Source organism: Deltaproteobacteria bacterium (genome assembly GCA_020845775.1).
Taxonomy (GTDB): domain Bacteria; phylum Bdellovibrionota_C; class UBA2361; order SZUA-149; family JADLFC01; genus JADLFC01.
In genome coordinates this window covers 14,328-36,142 of the sequence record JADLFC010000076.1, presented here as the reverse complement: position 1 = coordinate 36,142, position 21,815 = coordinate 14,328, and the positions used below count along the sequence as shown (strand labels likewise).

Annotated in this window: 18 protein-coding genes; 10 read left to right on the top strand and 8 right to left on the bottom strand. The window is 47.2% G+C overall.

All coding sequences use genetic code 11. The features are described 5' to 3' along the window. Window positions 1–98: 98 nt before the first annotated feature. From IT291_04995 to IT291_04980, 4 genes are all read right to left on the bottom strand, one after another. The gene (locus IT291_04995) at window positions 99–632 is read right to left on the bottom strand and encodes a hypothetical protein (protein MCC6220583.1); all 534 of its coding nucleotides are present in this window, start codon (window positions 630–632) and stop codon (window positions 99–101) included. A 221-nt stretch (window positions 633–853) separates the two neighbouring features. Then, window positions 854–2,563, bottom strand: a complete 1,710-nt coding sequence (locus IT291_04990) for a hypothetical protein (protein MCC6220582.1) — start codon at window positions 2,561–2,563, stop codon at window positions 854–856. Window positions 2,564–2,595: 32 nt separating this feature from the next. Further along, window positions 2,596–3,357 carry an ABC transporter ATP-binding protein gene (locus tag IT291_04985; GenBank protein MCC6220581.1) on the bottom strand — a complete coding sequence of 254 codons (762 nt, stop codon included), beginning with the start codon at window positions 3,355–3,357 and terminating at the stop codon, window positions 2,596–2,598. Beyond that, window positions 3,354–4,175 carry a hypothetical protein gene (locus IT291_04980; GenBank protein MCC6220580.1) on the bottom strand — a complete coding sequence of 274 codons (822 nt, stop codon included), beginning with the start codon at window positions 4,173–4,175 and terminating at the stop codon, window positions 3,354–3,356. Before IT291_04980 ends, IT291_04985 begins: the two co-directional genes overlap by 4 nt. Before the next feature lie 72 nt (window positions 4,176–4,247). Between IT291_04980 and IT291_04975 the strand changes: the two genes are divergently transcribed. The 5 genes from IT291_04975 to rimO all read left to right on the top strand — a co-directional run bounded on the left by IT291_04975 (window position 4,248) and on the right by rimO (window position 11,034). Continuing rightward, window positions 4,248–5,492, top strand: a complete 1,245-nt coding sequence (locus tag IT291_04975) for a family 10 glycosylhydrolase (protein ID MCC6220579.1) — start codon at window positions 4,248–4,250, stop codon at window positions 5,490–5,492. Window positions 5,493–5,584: 92 nt separating this feature from the next. Further along, a complete protein-coding gene (nadE, locus tag IT291_04970) occupies window positions 5,585–6,502 on the top strand; it encodes an NAD(+) synthase (protein ID MCC6220578.1) in 918 nt (305 codons plus the stop codon). Between the two features lie 38 nt (window positions 6,503–6,540). Beyond that, the gene (locus IT291_04965) at window positions 6,541–7,728 is read left to right on the top strand and encodes a thiolase family protein (GenBank protein MCC6220577.1); all 1,188 of its coding nucleotides are present in this window, start codon (window positions 6,541–6,543) and stop codon (window positions 7,726–7,728) included. Between the two features lie 13 nt (window positions 7,729–7,741). Further along, window positions 7,742–9,556, top strand: coding sequence for a threonine--tRNA ligase (locus tag IT291_04960; protein ID MCC6220576.1), 1,815 nt, complete (start codon window positions 7,742–7,744; stop codon window positions 9,554–9,556). A 50-nt stretch (window positions 9,557–9,606) separates the two neighbouring features. Beyond that, window positions 9,607–11,034: a 30S ribosomal protein S12 methylthiotransferase RimO gene (rimO, locus tag IT291_04955; GenBank protein ID MCC6220575.1), complete on the top strand. Its 1,428-nt coding sequence runs from the start codon at window positions 9,607–9,609 to the stop codon at window positions 11,032–11,034. A gap of 28 nt (window positions 11,035–11,062) precedes the next feature. On the opposite strand, the gene IT291_04950 is transcribed toward rimO, so the two are convergent. The 4 genes from IT291_04950 to IT291_04935 form a co-directional block, all read right to left on the bottom strand. After that, window positions 11,063–11,917, bottom strand: a complete 855-nt coding sequence (locus IT291_04950) for an MOSC N-terminal beta barrel domain-containing protein (GenBank protein MCC6220574.1) — start codon at window positions 11,915–11,917, stop codon at window positions 11,063–11,065. Window positions 11,918–11,969: 52 nt separating this feature from the next. Next, window positions 11,970–13,007 (bottom strand): 2-oxoacid:ferredoxin oxidoreductase subunit beta, encoded by a 1,038-nt coding sequence (locus tag IT291_04945; protein MCC6220573.1) that lies wholly within the window; start codon window positions 13,005–13,007, stop codon window positions 11,970–11,972. Beyond that, window positions 13,004–14,863, bottom strand: coding sequence for a 2-oxoacid:acceptor oxidoreductase subunit alpha (locus tag IT291_04940; GenBank protein ID MCC6220572.1), 1,860 nt, complete (start codon window positions 14,861–14,863; stop codon window positions 13,004–13,006). The genes IT291_04945 and IT291_04940 overlap by 4 nt, the downstream gene beginning before the upstream one ends. Window positions 14,864–14,960: 97 nt before the next feature. After that, entirely contained in the window at window positions 14,961–15,257 is a 297-nt protein-coding gene (locus tag IT291_04935; GenBank protein ID MCC6220571.1) for a hypothetical protein, read from the bottom strand. Window positions 15,258–15,426: 169 nt separating this feature from the next. Here IT291_04935 and IT291_04930 point away from each other — a divergent pair, with 169 nt between their 5' ends. From IT291_04930 to IT291_04910, 5 genes are all read left to right on the top strand, one after another. After that, entirely contained in the window at window positions 15,427–16,419 is a 993-nt protein-coding gene (locus IT291_04930) for an FHA domain-containing protein (protein ID MCC6220570.1), read from the top strand. Between the two features lie 74 nt (window positions 16,420–16,493). Then, window positions 16,494–19,178, top strand: coding sequence for a valine--tRNA ligase (locus IT291_04925; protein MCC6220569.1), 2,685 nt, complete (start codon window positions 16,494–16,496; stop codon window positions 19,176–19,178). A gap of 3 nt (window positions 19,179–19,181) precedes the next feature. Continuing rightward, a complete protein-coding gene (nadC, locus tag IT291_04920; protein ID MCC6220568.1) occupies window positions 19,182–20,027 on the top strand; it encodes a carboxylating nicotinate-nucleotide diphosphorylase in 846 nt (281 codons plus the stop codon). Between the two features lie 14 nt (window positions 20,028–20,041). Continuing rightward, entirely contained in the window at window positions 20,042–21,058 is a 1,017-nt protein-coding gene (locus IT291_04915) for a biotin--[acetyl-CoA-carboxylase] ligase (GenBank protein MCC6220567.1), read from the top strand. Beyond that, complete coding sequence (locus tag IT291_04910; GenBank protein MCC6220566.1) at window positions 21,042–21,806, top strand: type III pantothenate kinase; 765 nt, start codon at window positions 21,042–21,044, stop codon at window positions 21,804–21,806. The genes IT291_04915 and IT291_04910 overlap by 17 nt, the downstream gene beginning before the upstream one ends. Window positions 21,807–21,815: the final 9 nt, after the last annotated feature.

The window sequence follows — 21,815 nt, the reverse complement described above, 5'->3', positions numbered from 1 at the left end:
AGGATAGCGCAATTTGTGTATGGAAGCCTAGCAAAATATGTATTTCGCCAGCCAGCAGGTGTCGCGCGTATTAAAGCTGCCGCAAGCGTTTTTTAGCGTTAAACTGGAGTAGCTAAAAGGATAAGAGTGCCGGAATAGGCACCTGGTTCAGCAGCTTGAAGGTTCGCTTCTGTAATTGTTACATGAACGTTTGCGCTATCACCACCAACAGAACAGTCAGCAATAGTCGTGTTCGCACCGGATTGCGTTACTGTAGCAGTATTGTAAACAAGGGCTATCTCGCCGGCCGTTCCTGTTACGTCGTTAAAATAAACACTGTATGCTAATGTTAGAGCACCGGCTTCTACTTGGAATGCGCCCTCGGCCGATGTGGCCGTTATAGTGTACTGTCCAGCCGTAGCATTTCGGTAAACGCAAAGATTCTGGTTGGATGTCAGATCGCCTGTTCCGCCATATACGCCAAACGCAATATCAACAAAGCCAGAAATCATTACTAAGTCTGGAATTGTTACAGTGATATCTAAATCACCTGTCGAAGTCGTTCCCAGTGTTCCGTCTGTCGCTGCGTTTGCCTGTGATGTAAAAGCAACTAGCAAAATGGCTACCACTAACGCTTTTCCTGTCCGTTTCATCGTTAATACTCCTTATATTAACTTTTTTTACGACTCGTAGATGTGCTAGTAATTTTTACCTCCGAGTCGATATGCACCTTATCTCATTGGAGTGGTATTATTTAGATTCACCTACTCGAGATAAGTATCGGGTAATCTCAGCGCAAACTTAATGATTAAATTTTTAAGTACTAAACTAGATGGCAATACCGACTAAATTTATGCACCAAAAAGAGCGATGCTCACTTCTCTCGCCTTCGTAACGCTTGTTCGCCAACGTCTATGGCCCAGCGCGCTGTGATTAAATTGAGGAAGAAAGACAAAAACATTGCACAAGCAATGGATGTTATGTAGTTCGAGGTGCTCATTCCTTTAGAGAGATTTGGAATTGCCGTGATGATGATGACGAGCGAGGCGGGGATGAGAGTTACAACTATGAGAGCAACCGCTAGGAGCATCGCTACTATGCTGCCAAAGCTCGCGGCAGCTTGAGTCGGCGAATCCCAGTCGAAGATTGCGTATACGCCGCCCAAGCCAGCGGTCAAACCAACTATGCCAATGCTTAGAGAGATAGATAATATTAAGCATACTGCAACAGTTGGAGCAGGCACTTGTGTTGCAAATGCCCCCGAGATGAGTAACACCATAGCAATAATGCTTATGGGGAACAGCCATATTAAGAATTTGTTAATGATGAGTTGTCTAATACTAATTGGTGCGGAACGAACTATCCAGTAGGACTGGCCTTCCAAACTTATGCTAGGGAAAACAAATCTCGCGCAAATCGCGGAAATAACACTTGCTCCCAAAGCTACATTGGAAATGCACAACATTGTCTGCCACCATGAAAATGCCTCTGCGTTTTCAATTGTTACAGATCGCAACGTCCGTAGGTTATACAAATAAACTATTGACAGCAGTAGCAGCAAGCAGAGCTGGACGCACTGTGTCGGATCTCGCAAGAACATCCTGTATTCCTTCACCATGATAGCTCTAAGTTGGGGATTGAGAGGAGCAATTCTGCTAGTGGCTTCCAGGCCAGGCCAGGCATAGCTTTTTAAATAGGCTCTTCTCTCGCCTAGCGATTCCGTCCAGCCGCGGGCAAAAAGGGCTTTAAAGACAGCGTAGCCTAAAACCAAAGACGCTGCGGTTGTGAACCCCAGGAGCAGGGAGTAAGGCAGTATGCCATTGGCGGACTGCTCCGATATAATGGTGGAGTTAATTATCTTAGCTGCCCAGTGCGAAGGTAGCCAGATAGGGTTTGGGTTATCAATTGAATGCAAAAATTCTAAAGTGTCCTGCGGAGAGTATTTTTTAGCGGTTAGGTCCAAAGAAAGTTCCTTCTCCATAGAAAGCATCCCCAGAAATACTGCAAGCGGAACTAAGAGGATAAACGCCTGAAGTCTGCGCACGGGAAATATATTAATGACAGTAGTTACAATCAGACTAGCGAACGTCGTTGGGATAATGAACATTGGTATTCCCACCAAGGCTGAGGCTGCGAGAAATGTCGCTGGAAGGTCGAGCGCCACATAAGTGGCTGTAATTAGTGGGATGGATAACAATAAAAGCACCCAACTGGCGCTAAAGCTAGTGACGATTACGCGAGATAAGTAAAAGCGAGCTGGCGAAATCGGCAGTGTCAGCAGAAGCGGCAAATCTCTTGCGCAGAAAAACCAGCCCATTGACGCCACTATGTTAGATAGTAGTAGCAATAAAAAAATGGCCAGCACAGCAATGTCTACCAGCTTATGTGCAACTGCCATTGAAAAGTTTTCTTCCTCCTGTATCGCGAGCAGAGAGTCGTGTAGAGAAAGAAAAATAATATACAATATTAGGCACGCGATGAGTAAAAACGGAAGATGCTTACGCCAATAGGTGCCATGTCTAAAAGATGTAAGAAGCGAGTTCTTAAGTGCTAAAACATGTGGTTTTAGTAATACAAACGGCACGTTATGACCCAGCTATTATGTTTCTATTGTCATTACCACTTATTCTTCGTTACGACCCCGCTTTGTTCTTCCGCTTCTGCTATGAGCTGCAAGAAAACATTTTCAAGATCGGAGCTTTCTTGTTTAGCTCGTGAAAACAAATCTTGCAGCGAACCTTTTGCAATAATTTTCCCATGTTGAATGATGGCTAACTGGTCCGCAACTTCCTGTGCTACTGAAAGTGAGTGAGTAGACATAAAAATGGTTAAGCCCTCTGAGGCCTTCTTCTTAAAAGTGTCCTTTAATAATTTGGCGCCTCTTGGATCCAGGCCAACCATTGGCTCATCTACCACTAAAACCGCTGGGTCGTGCACTTGGGCGGCGCACATTAAGAGGCGCTGTTTCATTCCATGCGAATAACTGTCTATTAGGTCGTGCTGCCATTCTTCTAAACCATAAGTATCGAGAAGGATGCCAATTCGATCCAAAGCAGTTTTGTACGGGGTCTTGTACAAATCCGCCATGAAGTGCAAGAATTCACGGCCAGTCAACTTCCCGTACAAGTATGGTCTATCGGGGATGACTCCCATTAAAAACTTTGCCTCGATGGGATTCTTCTGAATATCGTAACCGCCAATCCGAACAGTTCCGCCACTTGGCTCCAGCACCCCCGTCATCATGCGAATAGTAGTTGTCTTTCCTGCGCCGTTTGTCCCCAAAAACGCAAAAATTTTCCCCCTATCGATGCTGAGGTTAATATTGTCTACAGCTACGAAGGAACCAAATTTTTTTGTCAGATTCTCTATCTCAATCATTTGCTGTCCCATTTGGGCCGGATCCTAAGCGACTCGACGATGGCCGGAGTAGGCTTAATGCCAAGCAGATTTATAAGTGGCCCAATATCCAAAACACCTTTGTCAAAACTGTAGTTTTCATCTATCGCAAGCACTTGATTCTTACACGAAATCAGCTGCTCAAGTTCGAGCTCGGTAAACATAAAACCCGGAAGTCCAAAATAACTCGAAAGATTAACCTCGTTTCTTTTGATGATGCCTTGAACCTGTTGAGGGAGTCTAATATTGAATCTATTTTCGGCAATCTCGACTAGATATATAGGATTTGGACGGCTAGTTTCTATGCTTTTCCTCATATAAGGAGTTTCAAGCTCGAACAATAACTTATTTATGTCAGTTCTTAGCGTAGATATTCGTGCTTTGTTTCCGCCGACCTGAAAACTAGCCACAAGAGAATCAAGAGCTTTTTGCTCAGAAAAATTCGCTGCCAGGTCTAGGCTGGCAAAAAATGCCTTCTGATAGAGTGGTAGTGCAACCACTCCTCTTAAGTTTAGCTGGGGTTTTTCTCTGTTTCGAACCTCAGAATAGAGGAAGCCTAGGCAGTGGCCTTGGTCGGCGTTAGCTACGATTTTCCACGCGCGAGTTCCTATTTGGAAGATTTGGTCTATCGGTGACGTGTTTTGCTGGCTCAGTTTAGCCAACTCGCGTATACCGACAATAGCGGTAAAAACGCTTGCGCATATTGTCACAGTTGCTACTAGACGCGGGATAGTTCTGTTTGTCTTTACGGATTTTGGGACGGGGATGATTACAGCACCGATTTTTTTAGGTGAGGACATTAGGTTGTTTTGCGGGAATTTTTCCTTGCCAAATATTGTTATTAGTTACGTCAGCGCGTATGCATCAAAGACATGAGCATAGTATTATTTTTACCGCCTAGATACCAGAGCCTAATTGCTTTACTTTTCTTTTTTTTGGTAGCGTCTATTTTTATCTATCAGCCAAATGCCAAAGCGCAGTCGCGTTTTGGACTATGGGTTGAAGCCGAAGGGCAAACTCAAGCGTTTAAGGATTCCCATGCTTTTGTCGAGTTTAGTGAATTTGTAGAGGCCGTGCCCCTAACGGATTTATACTGTCAGGTCTATCGCAGAGGTAGATCTTGGTTCCCGTCTATGCTAGCCGACGATTTGCCCTACAGGGAATCTCTCAGTGAGGGCGTAGAGCCACTAAGGGCTGCTATAGATTTCGCACACAGCAAGGGCAAAAAAGTTCATGCGTGGGTAAATGTGCTCAGAGTTAAAGATCGTCGCAATGCGCCAATCTTTAAAATAATTGGGAAAGAGGCCGCATTGGTTGACAGTTTTGGGAGCTCTCTTTTTGATTATGATCTAAAAGGCTTGCCACCAGCTAATAGCGGTTCTGCTTATGGGCTGGACACTCCTGGTATATGGCTAGACCCCACATCGGAGCGCGTCCGACAATATGTTGCTGAGCTCATTTTAGAACTCGTTCGTGCTTATCCAGATCTAGATGGTATCCACCTCGATATGATTCGTTTTCCCTTTGCCGTAAACTCCGGAAATAATCCACAGGGATCGAGATTTCTAGAGTTTGGATATTCGCAGGATAGCATTAGAAGCTTTTTTGATGTTCTTAGCGGTATGGGCGGATATCCGCGTGAATTTTTCGCCAAACGGCCGAGTGGGCGCGAATGGGAGTACTGGCGAGCTGCTCATGTTACGCAGTTGGTGAGAGAGATAAAGAGCCTTCTTGCAAGTGTTGCGCCCCACATGGAACTGTCCGTTGCCGCTCTAGCGGACTCCGAACGCGCTAAAAAGCGCGCACTGCAAGATTGGCCACAGTGGCTTGAGCGCAAACTTGTGGATAAGGTAGTGCTTATGGCCTATACTACGGATGCATCGCTAGTTGAGCAGCAAACCCTTTTTGCGACCAAATTGTCGGAGCCGAGTCGTGTGATGATTGGTTTGGGCGCTTGGTTGATGCTAAGAGATCAGGAGTTATTGATAAGGCAGGTTCGCAAGGTAAGAGCGACAAAAGCGGGCGGAGTCGTTCTCTTTTCCTACTCCAATTTGGCTTCCAAAGTGGGGCGACTATTGACGGCAAAAGTTGCCGAAGTAGTTAGTGAAGGGCAGTAATTCTGGCGGAAGGTAGAGTAACTCTTGTGTTGAGTTGCCAGAGTGGTTTCTGGTATATTCCCCAAGTATAGTCCATTTTTTTGGTAATTCTCATGATAGCAAAAATTGATTTACTGGCTTCTTTTTTGGAGGCAAAACTGCGGGATTTTGCGGATGTTGCGGTTGTCGGCGTCAGTGGTGGAGTGGATTCAGCGGTAGTTGCTGCGATTTGCACTGAAGCTCTCGGCCAAGAAAACGTGTATCTGGTTTCTATGCCTTATGACGAAATTGATCGTCAGACGTTTAATATGCTCAGCGCTGAACTTGCTGAAAAGCTCAGGGCTCATCACTTAGTAATTCCCATAGACGAGCCTACTGATGCAATCGTTCATAAGATTGAGATGGGTTTTGAGAGGGAGCTTCTGACAAAACACGAACTCCATCAGCTCACTAAGGGCAATATTCGAGCTAGAGCGAGGATGAATGTGCTCTATTCTATAGCTGGAGAGTTAATCACTCGTTTTGATGAAAGGGAAAACTGTGAATCCACGGTAATTTCACTCAAGGGCAAAAGCTCCAAGAGGCGGGTGCGGGTAATTGGGACTAGCAATGCGTCGGAAGAATTGATTGGCTATGATACTAAAGGTGGAGATGCCTTGGCGGACTTGTTTATTATTGGAGATCTGTTTAAGTCCGAAGTGTACCAACTGGCTCAGTATTATGAGGTGCTACCGTCGATTGTGGCGGCTCCGCCGTCAGCTGGATTGTATCCTGGCCAAACGGATCATAGGGAGCTCGGTTATTCCTACGAGGAGCTAGAGCCGGCATTGTGCGCGCTTTATCGCGTTATAGATCGCGGAGTTAAGGACGAGGACATTAACGTAGCTCTTATGGAATTTGCCGAAGTGGATAGCAAGGTGGCAAATTTCGTCATTGACCGCTTCAGGGCTAATGCTCATAAACATAGAGCAGCCGCTGTGGTAAAGGTCAGAAATACGTCTTTGGTAAAGGATATTTGGTTAACGTCCTAGAAGCTGGACGCGTGGAAATCGAAAATTGAGAAGAAATTATGCAAGTGTCGTGTAAGGATGTTTTTATTTGTGCGCCGCGCAGAACGGCAATTGGCAGTTTTGGCGGAGCGTTTCAGGGAGTGCCAGCGCCACAACTCGGCGCAAGTGTAATATCGTCTATACTCTCACAAACGGGACTTGAAGGTGACGCAATAGATGAGGTCATTCTTGGTTCTGTGTTGACTGCGGGGCAGGGGCAAGCGCCTGCAAGGCAAGCGTGCATTGGCGGAGGACTTCCGCCAAAAGTGCAGGCGATGACTATAAACAAGGTCTGTAGCTCGGGGCTTAAGGCCTGTATGTTGGCAGATGCACAGGTTAGGTTTGGGCTATCGGAGGCTGTCATTGCTGGAGGCATGGAAAATATGTCGAGGGCTCCTTACCTTCTCCCGGCATTAAGAAACGGTGCTAGATTGGGGAGCGCTGTAGCCGAGGATAGTCTGATTAAAGATGGCTTATGGGATGTCTACAATGACTATCACATGGGCATGGCGGCTGAACTTTGTGGTAGGCAGCATTGCATTAGTCGCGAGCAGCAGGATTCTTACGCGCTTCGCAGTTACGATCTTGCGCTTGAAGCTATAGGCCAAGGTTTTTTTGTAGACGAAATTGTTCCAGTTAAGGTCGATGTTGGAAGAAAGGAGTCAATAGTTTTAATTGACGAAGAACCTGCTAAGCTAAAAAGAGATAAGGTTACTTCCTTAAATCCAGCGTTTGAAAAGGATGGCAGCGTAACGGCTGCCAATGCTTCGTCTATTAGCGATGGCGCTGCTGCTATGTTAGTGTGCTCTGAGTGTTTTGTGAAAGAGCATGGCTTGGAGCCAGTAGCGAGAATAGTAGCGCAGGGCTTCTGGGGGCAAGCACCTGAGCTATTTACCACTGCTCCGGTCGGCGCCATTAAGGATGTGCTCAAGAAGGCTCACAAAAGAATTGAAGATGTAGACTTGTTCGAGATAAACGAGGCATTTAGCGTTGTAACTCTAGCTTGTAGCAGCTTGTTGAACATAGCTGTCGAAAAGTTAAATGTCAGTGGTGGAGCGGTTGCGCTGGGGCATCCCATTGGTGCCTCTGGAGCGCGAATACTGGTTACGCTTATCCATGCGTTAAGGCGATTACATCTTAAATGCGGAGTGGCGGCCATTTGCAACGGAGGCGGCGAGGCCACTGCGGTATTAGTAGAGCGATTGTAAGAGGGGTTAAAAAGTGGAAGAACGACCGGAACGATTAGATAAGGAAGGCGAGCAGCTATACAAAGTGCGCCATTCACTGGCGCACGTGCTGGCTCAGGCGGTGTTGCAGATAAGGCCGAATGCGAAATTGGCCTTTGGGCCACCGGTAGAAAATGGCTTTTATTACGACTTTGATCTCGATGAGCCAATTTCGTCTGAGGATTTGCCTGAAATTGAAAGGCGCATGCGTGAAATCATTAAGGAGCGCCAAGGATTTGAGGCCTTTTCATTGCCGGTGCAAGAGGCGATTCGCCATTTAGAGACTAAGGGCGAGAGGTATAAGGCGGAGTATGCTGAGGAGCTTTGTAATCAGGGAGAAACGGAAATCGGTTTCTACAAGAACGCTGGCTTTGAGGATATGTGTAGAGGGCCACACGTAAGGGATACTGGGGAGCTCTTATCGGTGGGCTTTTCTATCGATAGTCTTGCCGGGGCGTACTGGCGAGGAGATGAAAAGCGCAAGCAACTTACGCGCATCTACGGCTTGGCGTTTAAGGATAAGAAGCAACTTTCTGAATATCAGGAACTTAGGCGTTTAGCCAAGGAGCGCGACCATAGGAAGCTCGGATCGGAACAGGAACTATTTGTCATTCGCGAAGAAGTTGGTCCAGGGCTCGTGATGTGGCTTCCCAATGGTGCGGTGATTTGTGAGGAGATCGAAAAATTTGCCAAGGAGGTAGAATTTAAAGCTGGATACAAGAGAGTGGTGACGCCTCACATTACCAAAGCATCTTTGTACTATACTTCTGGGCACCTTCCTTATTATCAAGATAGCATGTTTCCACCGATGCGGCGCGAAGGCGAGGAGGATTATTATTTAAAGCCGATGAATTGTCCTCATCACCACATGATCTATAGCTCGCGGCCTAGGAGCTATCGCGAGTTGCCGTTGCGTTTAGCCGAGTATGGGACCGTTTACCGCTACGAAGATTCTGGGGCGCTAAGCGGCTTGCTTCGCGTTAGAATGTTAAGCATGAACGATGCACACATCTATTGTAGGCCGGAACAATTGCAGGAGGAGTTTCGAGCGGTTCTCGATATGCATGTGTTTTATTACAAAAAATTTCGCCTAAGCGATTATTGGATGAGGTTGTCGCTGCACGATCCAGAGAAGGGCGAGAAGTTTGTTTCGGACCCGGAGGCTTGGACTTATTCGGAATCGGTTATCCGCAATGTGTTGGATGAGATGGGTGTTCATTACGATGAAGCTAAAGGCGAGGCGGCTTTTTATGGCCCTAAGGTAGATTTCCAAGTTAAAAATGTAATTGGCCGGGAGGAGACGGCCTCGACCAATCAGCTCGATTTTGCCATGCCGGCCCGCTTTAATCTCACGTTTATCGCCGAAGATGGCAAGGAGCATAGGCCGTATATCATCCACCGCGCGCCGTTAGGCACTAATGAGAGGTTTATTGCGTTTCTAATTGAGCATTTTGGCGGAGCTTTTCCGTCTTGGCTTGCGCCGTTGCAGGTAAAAATTATTCCGGTGTCGGAGAAGTTTTTGGATTATGCTCATAAACTGCAAGCTGAATTGCTAAATTCGATGCTTCGCGCGGAAATCGATACTAGTGCTGAGACTTTAAACAAGAAGATTCGAAATAACGTAGTGAAAAAGATTCCTAACTTGCTAATAGTTGGTGCTAGAGAGGAGGAGAACGAGGAAGTGACGTGGCGGCGACATGCTGTTAAAGATCAGCGGACTTTGAAGTTTAGAGAGTTTTTGGCCATTCTAAAAGGCGCCGTCGAGCAGCGCAAAATGGATAATTTTGCGGATGAGTTGCTTGATAGTTAAGTCGAGAAATAAGAAATATTAGTGCATAGCTTTTAAGGGTTGTAATTGTTGTGAAAAAGCGACTGCCAGTGTTGCCAGATAGGGGGGATGGGGATTCTAAGGAAGCTAGCAGTAGTCTTGGCTCTGTAGATAGAAAGCCATTTATTGGCAATGTCGCCTTGGTAACTTTGGGTTGTTCGAAAAACACTGTTGATTCCGAATTGATGCTCGGCGCTTTAGTCGCTAGGGGTTTTCGCTCAGTTGAGGATCCCGCTAACGCTGATCTGATAGTTGTTAATACCTGTGCTTTCATCGAAAGTGCTGTTAAGGAGAGCATTGATGTAATACTTTCGCTGGTTTCTTACAAGAAGAAGGGGAGATGTAGGAAGTTGGTGGTGGTAGGTTGTATGGTTGAGCGCTACAAGCGTGATTTAGCCATGGAACTTCCTGAGGTGGATCGCTTTGTCTCAGCGGATGAGATTTTGCGCATTGGTTTTGAGGAAGGTACCACGGCCGAGTGTTTCGACCAGGCGCGCAGGCCGTATTTCTTGTACGACGAGAGCATGCCGCGCGTTTATTCTACTGGGCGAGGCTCGGCATACGTAAAAATTTCAGATGGCTGCGATAGAAAGTGTACCTTTTGCATAATTCCCGACATTAGGGGGAGTTTTCGCTCTCGCTCGCGTGATTCTATTGTTAGCGAGGTTAGGACGATGGTGCAAGGAGGGGTAAGGGAGATAAACTTAGTCGCACAGGATTTAACTGCCTATGGAACGGATTTTTCAGAGCGCCCACCTGCTGGTCGCGAGTTAGTTAGCCTACTTCGCGAGATCACTAGAACCTTGGGCCATGCGCAAGACTACTGGATAAGGCTTTATTATGCATATCCCGTAGGGACTACGGATGAGCTGATTAGGTTTGTGGCTGATACGCCATTTCTTTGTAATTACCTCGACATCCCTTTGCAGCATATTTCGGCGGCAGTGTTAAAGCGCATGCAGCGCCCTTTGGGCGAAAAGGGTTCAAGAGAATTAATAAATCGCATTCGCCAAACTGCGCCGGGAATTGCGCTCAGAACGACTTTTCTCGTGGGCTTCCCCGGCGAAACTGATAGAGATGTTGAGCAACTCGAAGAATTTGTAAGAGCCGGGCATTTTGCGCACGTTGGTGTTTTTACGTATTCGCAGGAGCGCGAGGCGAAGTCGTATGCGTATCCCGCTCAGGTCGAGGAAGCAGTTAAGGAGGAGCGCAGAAGTAGAATAATGCTTGCACAGCGCGACATAGTGGAGCTGCGGCTTAAGCAGTTTGTAAACCGACAAGTCCGCATCCTAGTCGACAGACAGCAGGATGCAACGACTTTTGTAGGTCGAACTGAGTGGCAGGGGCCAGAGGAAGATGGAGAGGTGTTTGTCAGTGCTTCAAAGAAAATGCAAATTGGCCAGTTCGCGGAAGTAGAAATTACAGGTGCCAGGAGTTACGATCTAATTGCAAAGACCTAAGCTAGTGGGAAGCGAACTATGTTTGCCGCTAGGCCAATAAGGCGTTGACCTCGTCTCCGACTCGTGCGAGGTGCGATGCGCCTTTTGCTAGGATTGCCCTATGGCCAAAATAGGCGGATTTATCGTGGATGTCGCTATTCATGGAAACAAGAGTGACGAGTGGCTCATTAGGGGGATCGTTTGGTTGAGCGGTTATCTGGTCTATGCCTACGATTTTACACCGCTTACAAGGTTTTATAAGCCTTAGTCTGTAGGATTGATTTGTCGATTCCAAAGCCAGCACGTCGCCGTCGCTCGCTCCGGCGGGCAGGCCTTTAAGGACTATGTTGGCGCGAAAGCGATCCATTGTTACAGGCCTAACGCCGCGAGCTTTTAATCGCTCGTTTAGTATCAGAAGCGCCTCCTCCCAGACAACTAGATAGGGATAGCGATCTGCGAACGCCGTGTGCACCTCATTGTCTTGCAGTAATTCTCTATCGACTACTCGCCTAAAGCTATCCTCAATGCGAACCAGACGCACGTGAGAAGTAAATTTGCCCTCCAATGCTTTGTTAAACCAACTCGATGCTTCGGATCCTTCGTCTGTTGCCTCGCACATATCGTCCCAAACTTTAACCTCCACAGGCTGCCTTCTTTCGTGTACGAGACTTATTTTTAACGGTGCTTGACCGTCCTTGGAAAAAACCATCGAATCATTGTTTAGCGATACCCCGATAAGCGCAAGTTCCGGAACTTGTCTTTGAGATAAAAACTTTCCTGCCTCATCGACTAACATCCAGTTGCGGTCGTATTGCAATCCACGCACTCCTAACGCTACGTGATTTAGCGATATGCCGCGCAGTGATTTTACCGGATAAATATTTAGTTCACTAATAACTGCCATGCAAAATAAGCACTCTAAAAGAGTCAAGCAGAACAGGCGAAATATCAGTCTACTACCTTATCGTCCATGTATTTCCAGAAAGATATAATTCTTCTAAATTATCTTTTGCCGACGAAGATAGCTGGGCTTTCTTGCGCGCATCCTTTAATTGTTCCGCCAATACATCTTCGATACAGGGCCTGTCAACCTTGTAGAAAACCCCCATCGGAACGCATGCATCGTCGGTTTGCGGAATAGTAGCCATTGCCATGGCTAGGCTAAAGTTAGTAACGTCGTAGGTAGTTATCCCAAATTTTGCTACGCTTTCCGAACTGTTAGACCCAATTTCCACAGCTCTTGCTCGACCATTTTCGACTATTAACCCATTTTCGCTATTCCTTCCAAACACTAATGGCGCATTGTGTCTAAGCAGTAGTTGATATTGCGCTCTTTCGTCTCTTCCTCGAATGCGATCAAATGCCCCGTCATTAAATATATTGCAGTTTTGATATATTTCTATTAAAGCGGTGCCCCTATGTGTATACGCTTCTGAGAGCACTTCTGTGAGATTCTGCGCATCTACATCTATGACGCGAGCTACAAATGTTGCCTGTGCACCCAATGCCAGTTGAATTGGGTTAATCGGCGTGTCTGGTGACCCAGCGGGAGAGGATTTAGTGACCTTGCCCTTTGTAGAGGTTGGCGAATACTGGCCCTTGGTAAGGCCATAAATTTGGTTATTTAGCAGCAAGACCTTAATATTCGGGTTTCTTCTAAGCATGTGTAGAAAATGGTTCCCGCCGATGCTCAATAAATCTCCATCCCCAGTAACTACCCATACGGACAAATCTGGTCGGGCGATTTTTAAGCCCATCGCAATCGCTGGCGCACGGCCGTGAATGGTGTGAAAGCCATATGTGTTCATGTAATAGGGGAAACGAGACGAGCATCCTATTCCGGAAACGAAGACGTGCTTCTCAATGGGCTCGCCAATCGATGCTAGGTAGCGCTGCACAGCCGCTAAAACCGAATAATCGCCACACCCCGGGCACCAGCGAACTTCCAAGTGGGATTCGAAGTCGGATTTGTTTAGCTGCACTTTTTTATTCATAACATTTCCTGAACTGCTCGCACTACTTCTTCGACTTTAAAAATTTCGCCCGTTAGGCGATTTAAGCCTCGCGCATCGACTAAATACTTATCTCGAATCAAGGTTCTAAGTTGTCCGAAGTTTAATTCCGGAATTAGGATATGCTTAAAACGCCCAAGAACCTCTTTTAAATCAGAAGGTAGCGGATTTAAGTAATGGAGATGTAGGCGCGCTACGGGCAATTTGTTTGCCTGGCACACTTTTAAGGCTTCGCGCAATATGCCCTCAGTTCCACCCCAGCCGAGTAGCAGCAACTCGGCATCGCTTGGCCCCTCGACAGAAAGTGGTGGAATCTCCTGGGCGATGCGGTTAATTTTTTCAGCTCTCAGTTGGCACATGAGGTGGTGGTTGTTAGCGTCGTACGAGACATCGCCTGTTTCGTTCTCCTTTTCTAAACCACCAATTCGGTGAGCGAGATCTTTGGTTCCGGCCTTAACCCATGGCCGCGCTAGCGTTGCTTCGTCGCGCTTGTATGCAAGAAATCGGCCTCCCGGGTTGTTATTGACCTCGGTAAAAGCAACTTCAAAAAGCGACAGCTCGTCTGGATCGGCGATTTTCCAGGGTTCAGAACCCATGGCGATATAGCCATCGGAAAGCAAAATTACTGGAGTCATGTATTTTGTAGCAATCCTACAAGCCTCGTAAGCCATTTTAAACGAATTGCTTGGCGAGGAGGCCGCTAACACGCATAGCGGAGCTTCGCCATGTCTGCCATAAATAGCCTGCAGCAAATCCGATTGTTCCGTCTTCGTCGGTAGCCCCGTTGAGGGTCCTGCGCGTTGGACGTTTACTACTACCAAGGGGAGTTCTGCCATAACCGCAAGTCCCAAGGCTTCAGCTTTGAGCGAAAAACCGGGTCCGCTGCAACACGTGAGAGCCAAGGCTCCGCCATACGAAGCACCGATAATAGCACACATTGCAGCAATTTCATCTTCCGCTTGAAAAGTGATAACGCCGTATTTTTTAAACCGCGCCAGCTCGTGCAGCAGTTCGCTGGCTGGCGTAATTGGGTAGGAGGCAAAAAATAACGGCAGCCCGCTTTTTTGCGCCGCCGATACGAGTCCATAGGCCGTTAAGGCGCTTCCGCTTAGATTTCTATATCGACCAGGCTCGAGCGGCGCAGGAGGAACGCAATACGAGACGTCAAAAATTTCCGTTGCCTCAGCATAGGAGTAGCCTGCTTGTAGTACTTTAGCGTTCGCACTTGCCAGTTCGGATTTGTTTTTAAACTTGGTTTCTATCCACTTGCTGGTCATGTCAGTAGGTCTTCCGAACAACCAGAGCGTTAGGCCCAATACAAAAAAGTTTTTGCACCGCTCCACTTCTCTAGCGCTTAGTCCGCTCTCGACCAAAGCTTCTTTGGTAAGTTGGGTAATGGGAACGACAAAAGTTCGGTAGCTGCTGAGAAGTTTTTCGTCTTGGCAAGGATTATTTGCAAAGCCAACTCTCGAAAGAGCTTTGGGCGTAAATGCATCTTCATTTAAAATTAGAATCCCACCTAGTTTTAAATCCTTTAAGTTGAGCTTTAATGCCGCAGGATTCAAGGCTACGAGCACATCCGGTCTATCGCCGGGGGAGTAAATATCGCTGCTGCTAAAATGAATCTGAAATCCGCTTACGCCCGCAATAGTTCCCGCTGGCGCTCTAATTTCGGCCGGAAAATTTGGTAGAGTAACTACGTCGTTTCCCACCAAGGCCGATTCATCCGTAAACTGGCTACCCGTTAGCTGAATTCCATCGCCGGAATCTCCCGCAAAGCGAATGACCACCGATGCTAATTGCTCTTGGCGAATTGGTCTCTTCTTATTGCCTTCCATGGAGTCTAGGCTATCCTAAGGAGCGCAAATGGGAAAGTGCGTATCTGCTCAAATAGTGGGGGCAAAAATAAAATGGGGCAGATGCTCGTCGTAGTTGCTAGGCTACAACATTTAAGCTCTTTTTTGACGATGCCGACGAACTTTTGCTATCCTTGCGGCCGCCCTTTATTCTTTCTTTATCAAAGGCTGCGTCTATTTGCCGCTTTTCGCCAGACGAGGCCGCCCTTTCTTTGCTCGATGCCCGTAAGGAGACGACCGCTGCGGTTCCTACTGTTGCTATGCTGTTGTTGGCTAAGTTGTGCGCATTGCTAGCATCGGCCCTGGGTGTAGCTGCTTGATTGCCATGCGCGGCGATACTCGCCGCTGGAGCCAGAATTGCGCCAATGTTACTCATAAATCCCTAATCGGCAGTATAATTTAGAATCTTTAGTGCGCGCGACGCTACCTAAATGTATGATGGCTAGTGCTGTTCGCTAAAGTCGAGCTATAGATGAGCTAATTAATTGTAAAATTTATCAGTAATATTAGAATGTTGCGATGTTGAGTGAGGATAGATGCCTTGTATGTTAAAACTCGAAACGCTTGCTTATGGAGACCCTTCGACTATTACCAGCATCAGCGCTGGTTCTCTATCATTGGGGCGATCGAGTGATAATGACGTAGTCATAGACGCAGAAGGTGTGTCTAGGCTGCATGCACTAATTCAACAGGCAGGTGATAGCTGGGTTTTTCGCGATCTCGGTAGCACAAACAAGTCCTGGGTTAATGGCATTGAGGTCAGTCAGGGCCAGGTTCGTTTGTTGAGGAATCACGATGTCATTCAGCTTGCGGATTTTCCTTTGCGCGTTTCGGACTTGAGCAAGGAGGACATATCGGGCTTGCCTGATGTTTATGTAAGCGTTTTCCTACTAGTATTTGTAGGTGGCAAGTTTAGAGAGCAGGTAGATTTGATAGAGCCAGATGATAGGCTAGTACTGGGCGGGCCAGAGGCTAACTTTAATATAGAAGGTTTTGCGTCTGATAACCTAATTATGGTCATCGCCCGCAACCTGGGCAGGCTAGAGCTTACGGTCGGGAAGGTGGGCCCAACGGTTAAGGTGGGGGGTGTAGGTGTGCGAGGTACGACGTCTCTTGTCGATAGGGATGAAATTGACGTAGAGGAGCTAAAAGTTGTGGTGAGCGATTCGTCTTCCCTCGTCCCGCAATTAGTTACTAAGGGCCAATACAAAGCAGGTCCTAGGTCACCATCAGGAGTGACCGTAAGTGGTGAGTGGCGTTCAGAAGCGGTTCGTCGCAAGAATACCACCGGCAGGCCGTTTGTTTTTGGGCAGGAGGTGGAGAGTCGAGATGTGGCGGAAAACGATGTCAATTCGGGAGAGATAGATGAAACGAGTTCGGCATTTCCCGTTAGCTCATTACATAGATTTTCTCAGTTTAAAAGGGATGATGAGAATACATCCGGATCTTCTTTGTCCGAGTCTGTCGTTATTTTTATTGGCGTAGCCACATTCCTTGCCATAATCTTTGTCGTAGTATTGCTCTTCTATCCGCTATAAATTAAAAACAGTAGCAAACAGATACACAATTTACCCGTTAATAACCATGTCGTTTAAAGTTCGTGGTGCGTAGTATGAAGCTAGAAGATAAATATGAGCCTAAGCGCATAGAAGAAAAGTGGGCAGCACACTGGGTCAACAATAAGTCCTTTCGTGCAGATGAGGCTAGCGATAAGCCAGGATTTTCTATCGTCATACCCCCGCCTAATGTAACTGGTTCCCTGCATTTAGGCCATGCCTTAAACAACACTTTGCAGGACATGCTGTGTCGCTATTATCGGCTGAGGGGCAGAGAAGTTCTATGGATACCCGGAACCGATCACGCGGGGATAGCAACGCAAAATGTAGTTGAAAAGCAACTTGCCAAAGAGGGCACCACAAAAAACCAGATGGGTCGCGATGCCTTCGTCAAGCGCGTTTGGGAATGGAAGGCGCAATCTGGCGGCCAAATTATTAGTCAACTTAAGCGACTTGGATGTTCTTGTGATTGGGAACGCGAACGCTTTACGATGGACGAAGGCTTGTCGCAGGCGGTAGTCGATGTGTTTGTGAGGCTCTTTCGCGAGGGTCTAATATATCGCGATAACTACATGATAAACTGGTGTCCTAGATGCGAGAGCGCCTTGGCAGATTTAGAGGTCGAATATCCGGACGAACCAGAGAGTGGCAAGTTGTATCGCCTTAGATATCCGATTATCGGTGCATCGGCTGGAGAGCCTGGTTTTATAGAAGTCGATACAACGAGGCCAGAAACTATGCTTGGCGATACGGCGGTTGCTGTCCATCCTAGCGATACTCGCTATCAGCAGCTAATTGGGAAACTAGTAGAACTACCCATTATCAATAGGACGATACCGATTATAGCTGATGACTTTGTCGATCCAGCTTTTGGCAGCGGCGCTGTAAAAATAACTCCGGGACACGATCCGAACGATTTTGAGGCTGGCCGCAGGCACGATTTAGAGATCGTGACGGTCATTGGATTTGATGGGCGGATGACAAAGGCCGCCGGGCCGTATGCTGGGCTAGAAGTGGGGAATTGTCGGCAGGCAATAATTAAGGATCTCATGCAGCAAGGCGTCCTTCTCGGCGCGCAGGAGCACGAGTTAAAAATAGGACGCTGTTATAGATGTCAATCAGTTACTCAACCGCTAGTATCTACTCAGTGGTTTATGCGCATGAAGGATTTAGCTTGCGCTGCTGCCGAGGCAGTGAGGAGCGGCGAGACAGAGATTATACCCCCGTCCTGGGAGGCTACTTATTATCACTGGCTAGATAATATTCGCGACTGGTGCATATCGCGCCAATTGTGGTGGGGGCATCAAATCCCCGCTTGGCACTGCGGTTGCGGTAAAATGACTGTTGCCAGCAAAGAGCCAACCGCATGCGAGCATTGCGGTAGTAAGAATATTAAGCAAGACCCAGACGTATTGGATACTTGGTTTAGCTCGGCTTTGTGGCCATTTAGCACGATGGGCTGGCCGGAAAAAACACCGCTGTTAAAGAAGTTTTACCCTACGAGCGTTCTAGTTACGGGTGCAGATATACTTTTCTTCTGGGTGGCACGGATGATGATGATGGGGATTAAAATGACTGAGCAAATTCCTTTTAGGCAAGTGTACCTCCATGCAATGGTGCGGGATGAACGCGGCCAAAAGATGTCAAAAACAAAGGGAAATGTAATCGATCCTTTAGACATTATCGAGCAGTATGGGGCAGATGCTTTGCGTTTTGCGCTAGCGATAATGACTGTGCAGGGACGAGATATCAATTTATCCGCCTCGCGTATAGAAGGATATAGAAATTTCATCAACAAGGTTTGGAATGCTGCTAGGTTCGTTTCGGTGCATGTAGGGAAGATCCAAGAAAAGGAAAGTGATGCTTTTGTCGTTCGAGGTGGTGCGGATTTAAGCAATGATTTGTATTCTCGTTGGATTCGCTCTCGCGTTGCCAAAACTATTGAAGAAAACGTAGTCGGTTACGAAGCCTATCATTTTAGCGACATATGTGCTGCTAACTATAGATTTTTTTGGGACGAGTTCTGCGCTTGGTACGTAGAAATAAGCAAGTTCCAGTTGGCTCGCTACGAAGGGGGAGAGGCGATAAATGTAATTAGAACCTTGCTCGTCGTGCTGGATGCTTCGCTTAGGTTGCTCTATCCGACAGTTCCCTTCGTCGCTAGTGAGATCTGGGATACCTTGCCTTCGCTTACTAGCGAGGAGCGACAAGCGTTGTCTAAGGCGTCATTCCCAAGGGGAGATGATTTTGGCGGAGCTTTTTTGCGCGACTTAAGTGCCGAGCGCGAGATGAATCTAGTTATCTCGTTTATATCGGCAATTAGAACATTGCGCTCCGAAAAAAATATTAATCCGGCTTTGGGGCTTGAGGCGGTAGTGGATGGGGACGAGTCTGAAGTGGTGCTAGTTATGGAGCACGCTCAGCTAATTGCCAAACTAGCTAGGTTAAATTCCATAACTCTTAACTCGCTTCCAGAGAATGCCCTTACGGTTATAGTGTCGAATTTAAAAATATCGGTGGTTTTTCCGCATCAAGCGGATGTTGCCGAAGAGCGAGAGCGGGTGGTGAAAAAAATCGAAGTGCTGGAGAGCGAGATTCAGCGCACATCGGAGAAGCTGTCCTCGAATGCGTTTTTAAGCAAGGCTCCTCAGCAGGTAGTTGAAAAGGAGAGAGGAAAACTTAAAGGTTTCGAGGAGGCTATTAAAGTCCTTAGAGCTAGCCTGGATAGGTCGCATCAGTAGCATATGGATTGCGAAGGTTTAGATACTTTAATAGAACTCGCCATTGCTGAAGACATCGGGAGTGGAGATATTACTACGCAGGCGATAGTTGTAGACGGGATGTGCTATGCGGATATTATTGCAAAGGAAGAGCTCGTCGTTTGTGGAAACGATGTAGCTCGGAAGGTGTTTGCGAGAATTGACGAAAGCCTAGTCTATGAGGTGCTCGCCAAGGACGGGTGTTTGCTTTCTAGTGGTGAGAAAATTGCTAGCGTTAGCGGAAAGTTTGCATCGGTGCTAACGGCCGAGCGAACTGTTCTCAATTTTTTGCAGAGGCTTAGCGGCATCGCTACAGCCACCAGGGGGGTGGTCGAAAAAGTAAAGGGCACTAAGGTGCAGATACTAGATACCCGAAAAACCATTCCCGCGTACCGAACACTAGAAAAATATGCCGTAAAAACTGGCGGTGGCAAGAACCATCGGTTTGGCCTCTTCGATGCCTTTTTAATAAAAAACAATCACATTGATTTGCTAGCAGGCGATGTGGGCCTTGCCATTAGAAAGTGTAGACAATTTGCGCCCGATAAGAGACTCGAGGTCGAGGTCAGAAATCTTAGCGAGCTTGAGCAGGCTATTGCAGAGGCACCAGACGCGATATTGTTAGACAACATGAGCCCAACTGAGGTGCGGAGAATGCTCGAGATAATAGACTCTTCGGTGATTGCGGGAGTAGTGGAGGTGGAGGTGTCGGGCGGAATTAACGACGGCAATATTTCTGAGTATGCGAGTCTGAGCATAGATTTCATTTCCTTAGGTGCGATTACCCACTCCGCTCGAGCGGCGGATATTTCGCTGCGCTGTAGGCTTTAAAGCTATGAGATGTCATGGGCTTCCCAAGCGAATTTAGCGCAGTCCCTCTCGAAACAGCTTGTGTAAACAAGTTAGTTGCGGCAATTGAAGCTAGGGGAATGGAGGCGAGTGCGGAAAGTGTGTCGGGTGTTATTTGCAGTAATTTAACCACTTGGCAGCTATATGCTTTTAGGAGTCTCAGCTCGACTATGGATGTGGCTAGGCATCTGCTTAAACGCGTAGTGGATAGCGATGTGCCTTGGCAGCAAATGCACAGGGAATGCCGATTGCCACCTATATCGTCCTGTCAGGGGCTAAAACCCGCTATCATAATCTCTCGGCAGCAAACAGTTGGTAGGGGTAGACAGGGACGAGAATGGCGCTCGGACGAAGGGGTTGGGCTTTACGTAACGTATCTTATATTTGTCGAATCTTCGCTGGCAGATTTAGGCGGGTTTTCGCTATTTATGGGAGTCTGTCTGAAGCGCATGTTGGCAGAGTATGGAATTACTTGCGGTCTAAAGTGGCCAAATGATGTCTTAGTTGATATGTCGAATTGTAGGCATATATCGGGAGGCTTTTTGCTTGGAGGCGCGGCTTATAGAAAGCTTGCTGGGATATTGGTAGAGACTCAGGAGATTAGTGAAAAGGTATGCGGCGTAAGTGTTGGGATTGGCCTAAACTTAAGGCCTAGTGTTGCAGTTAGAGAGTTAGGAGGCGTATCGATTGAGGAGTTAAGGGGGGCCGGTAGTGGCCTAACGGTTGCTTACTTGGCGGAGGATTCCGCGGTAGCTCGCTTGACGCGAAATTTTATCGATGTAGTTAGTGAATACCGTGCTGGCAGTCGCGATTCGCTTTTATGTGAGTGGAGTGAAAGTTCAATGCTAACCAATAAGGTGCTGGTTGTTAAGAATTTTAATGGCGGTCGGCCTGTGGTGATAAGGGGAGTTAATGAGAGCGGCGGTTTAGTCGTTTCTCCAGTATCAAAGCCTAGCGAGATAGAAGTCCTATATAGCGGCGAAATAGAGAGGGAATATGTTGTTAGCAATTGACATTGGCAATTCGCACATAGTGCTAGGGGTGTATAGTGGAGATGAATTATTAGCAAGCTGGCGCTTGCAGACGGACATGCGGCGCACGGTTGATGAGTATGCCTTGCAGGTACTTGCACTTTTATCTAATGCCGTGCCTGGGGGAAAAAGGGTGTTGCAGGTGGCCGTTAGCAGTGTGGTGCCGGCGTTAACGGGCGTGTTTGCAGATTTGTCGAAAAAGTATTTTGGCATTTTGCCCTTAACTGTAAGCTCGGATATAAAGACGGGTTTAGTCATTGCGTACGACGATCCGCGCAGCATTGGCGCTGATAGGATTGTAAATGCAGTGGCGATGAAGGAGCTCGTTGGCTATCCTTCGGTGTTGGTCGATTTCGGGACGGCGACGACTTTTGATGTGTTAAGTGCCAGCGGCACTTATGAGGGTGGTTTAATTGCGCCAGGGTTACAGATTTCTAGCGATGCTCTTTTTCAAAAAGCGTCTAAATTGTGGACTATCGAATTAAAAACTCCAAAACATTTAATCGGCAAGAATACACCGGACTCTATGTTAGCGGGAATAATGTTTGGTTATGTTGGTTTAGTCGATGGAATTATTGCACGACTTAAAAGGGAGCTTGGGGAGAATATGCGCGTTATGGCTACTGGAGGCATGGCTAGCATGATTGCTGGACAGTCGGAGCATATAGAGAAGGTAATGCCCAATTTGACGCTTGAGGGACTAAGGATTCTTGCCAAGATGAATAGCTGAATGCGTTTG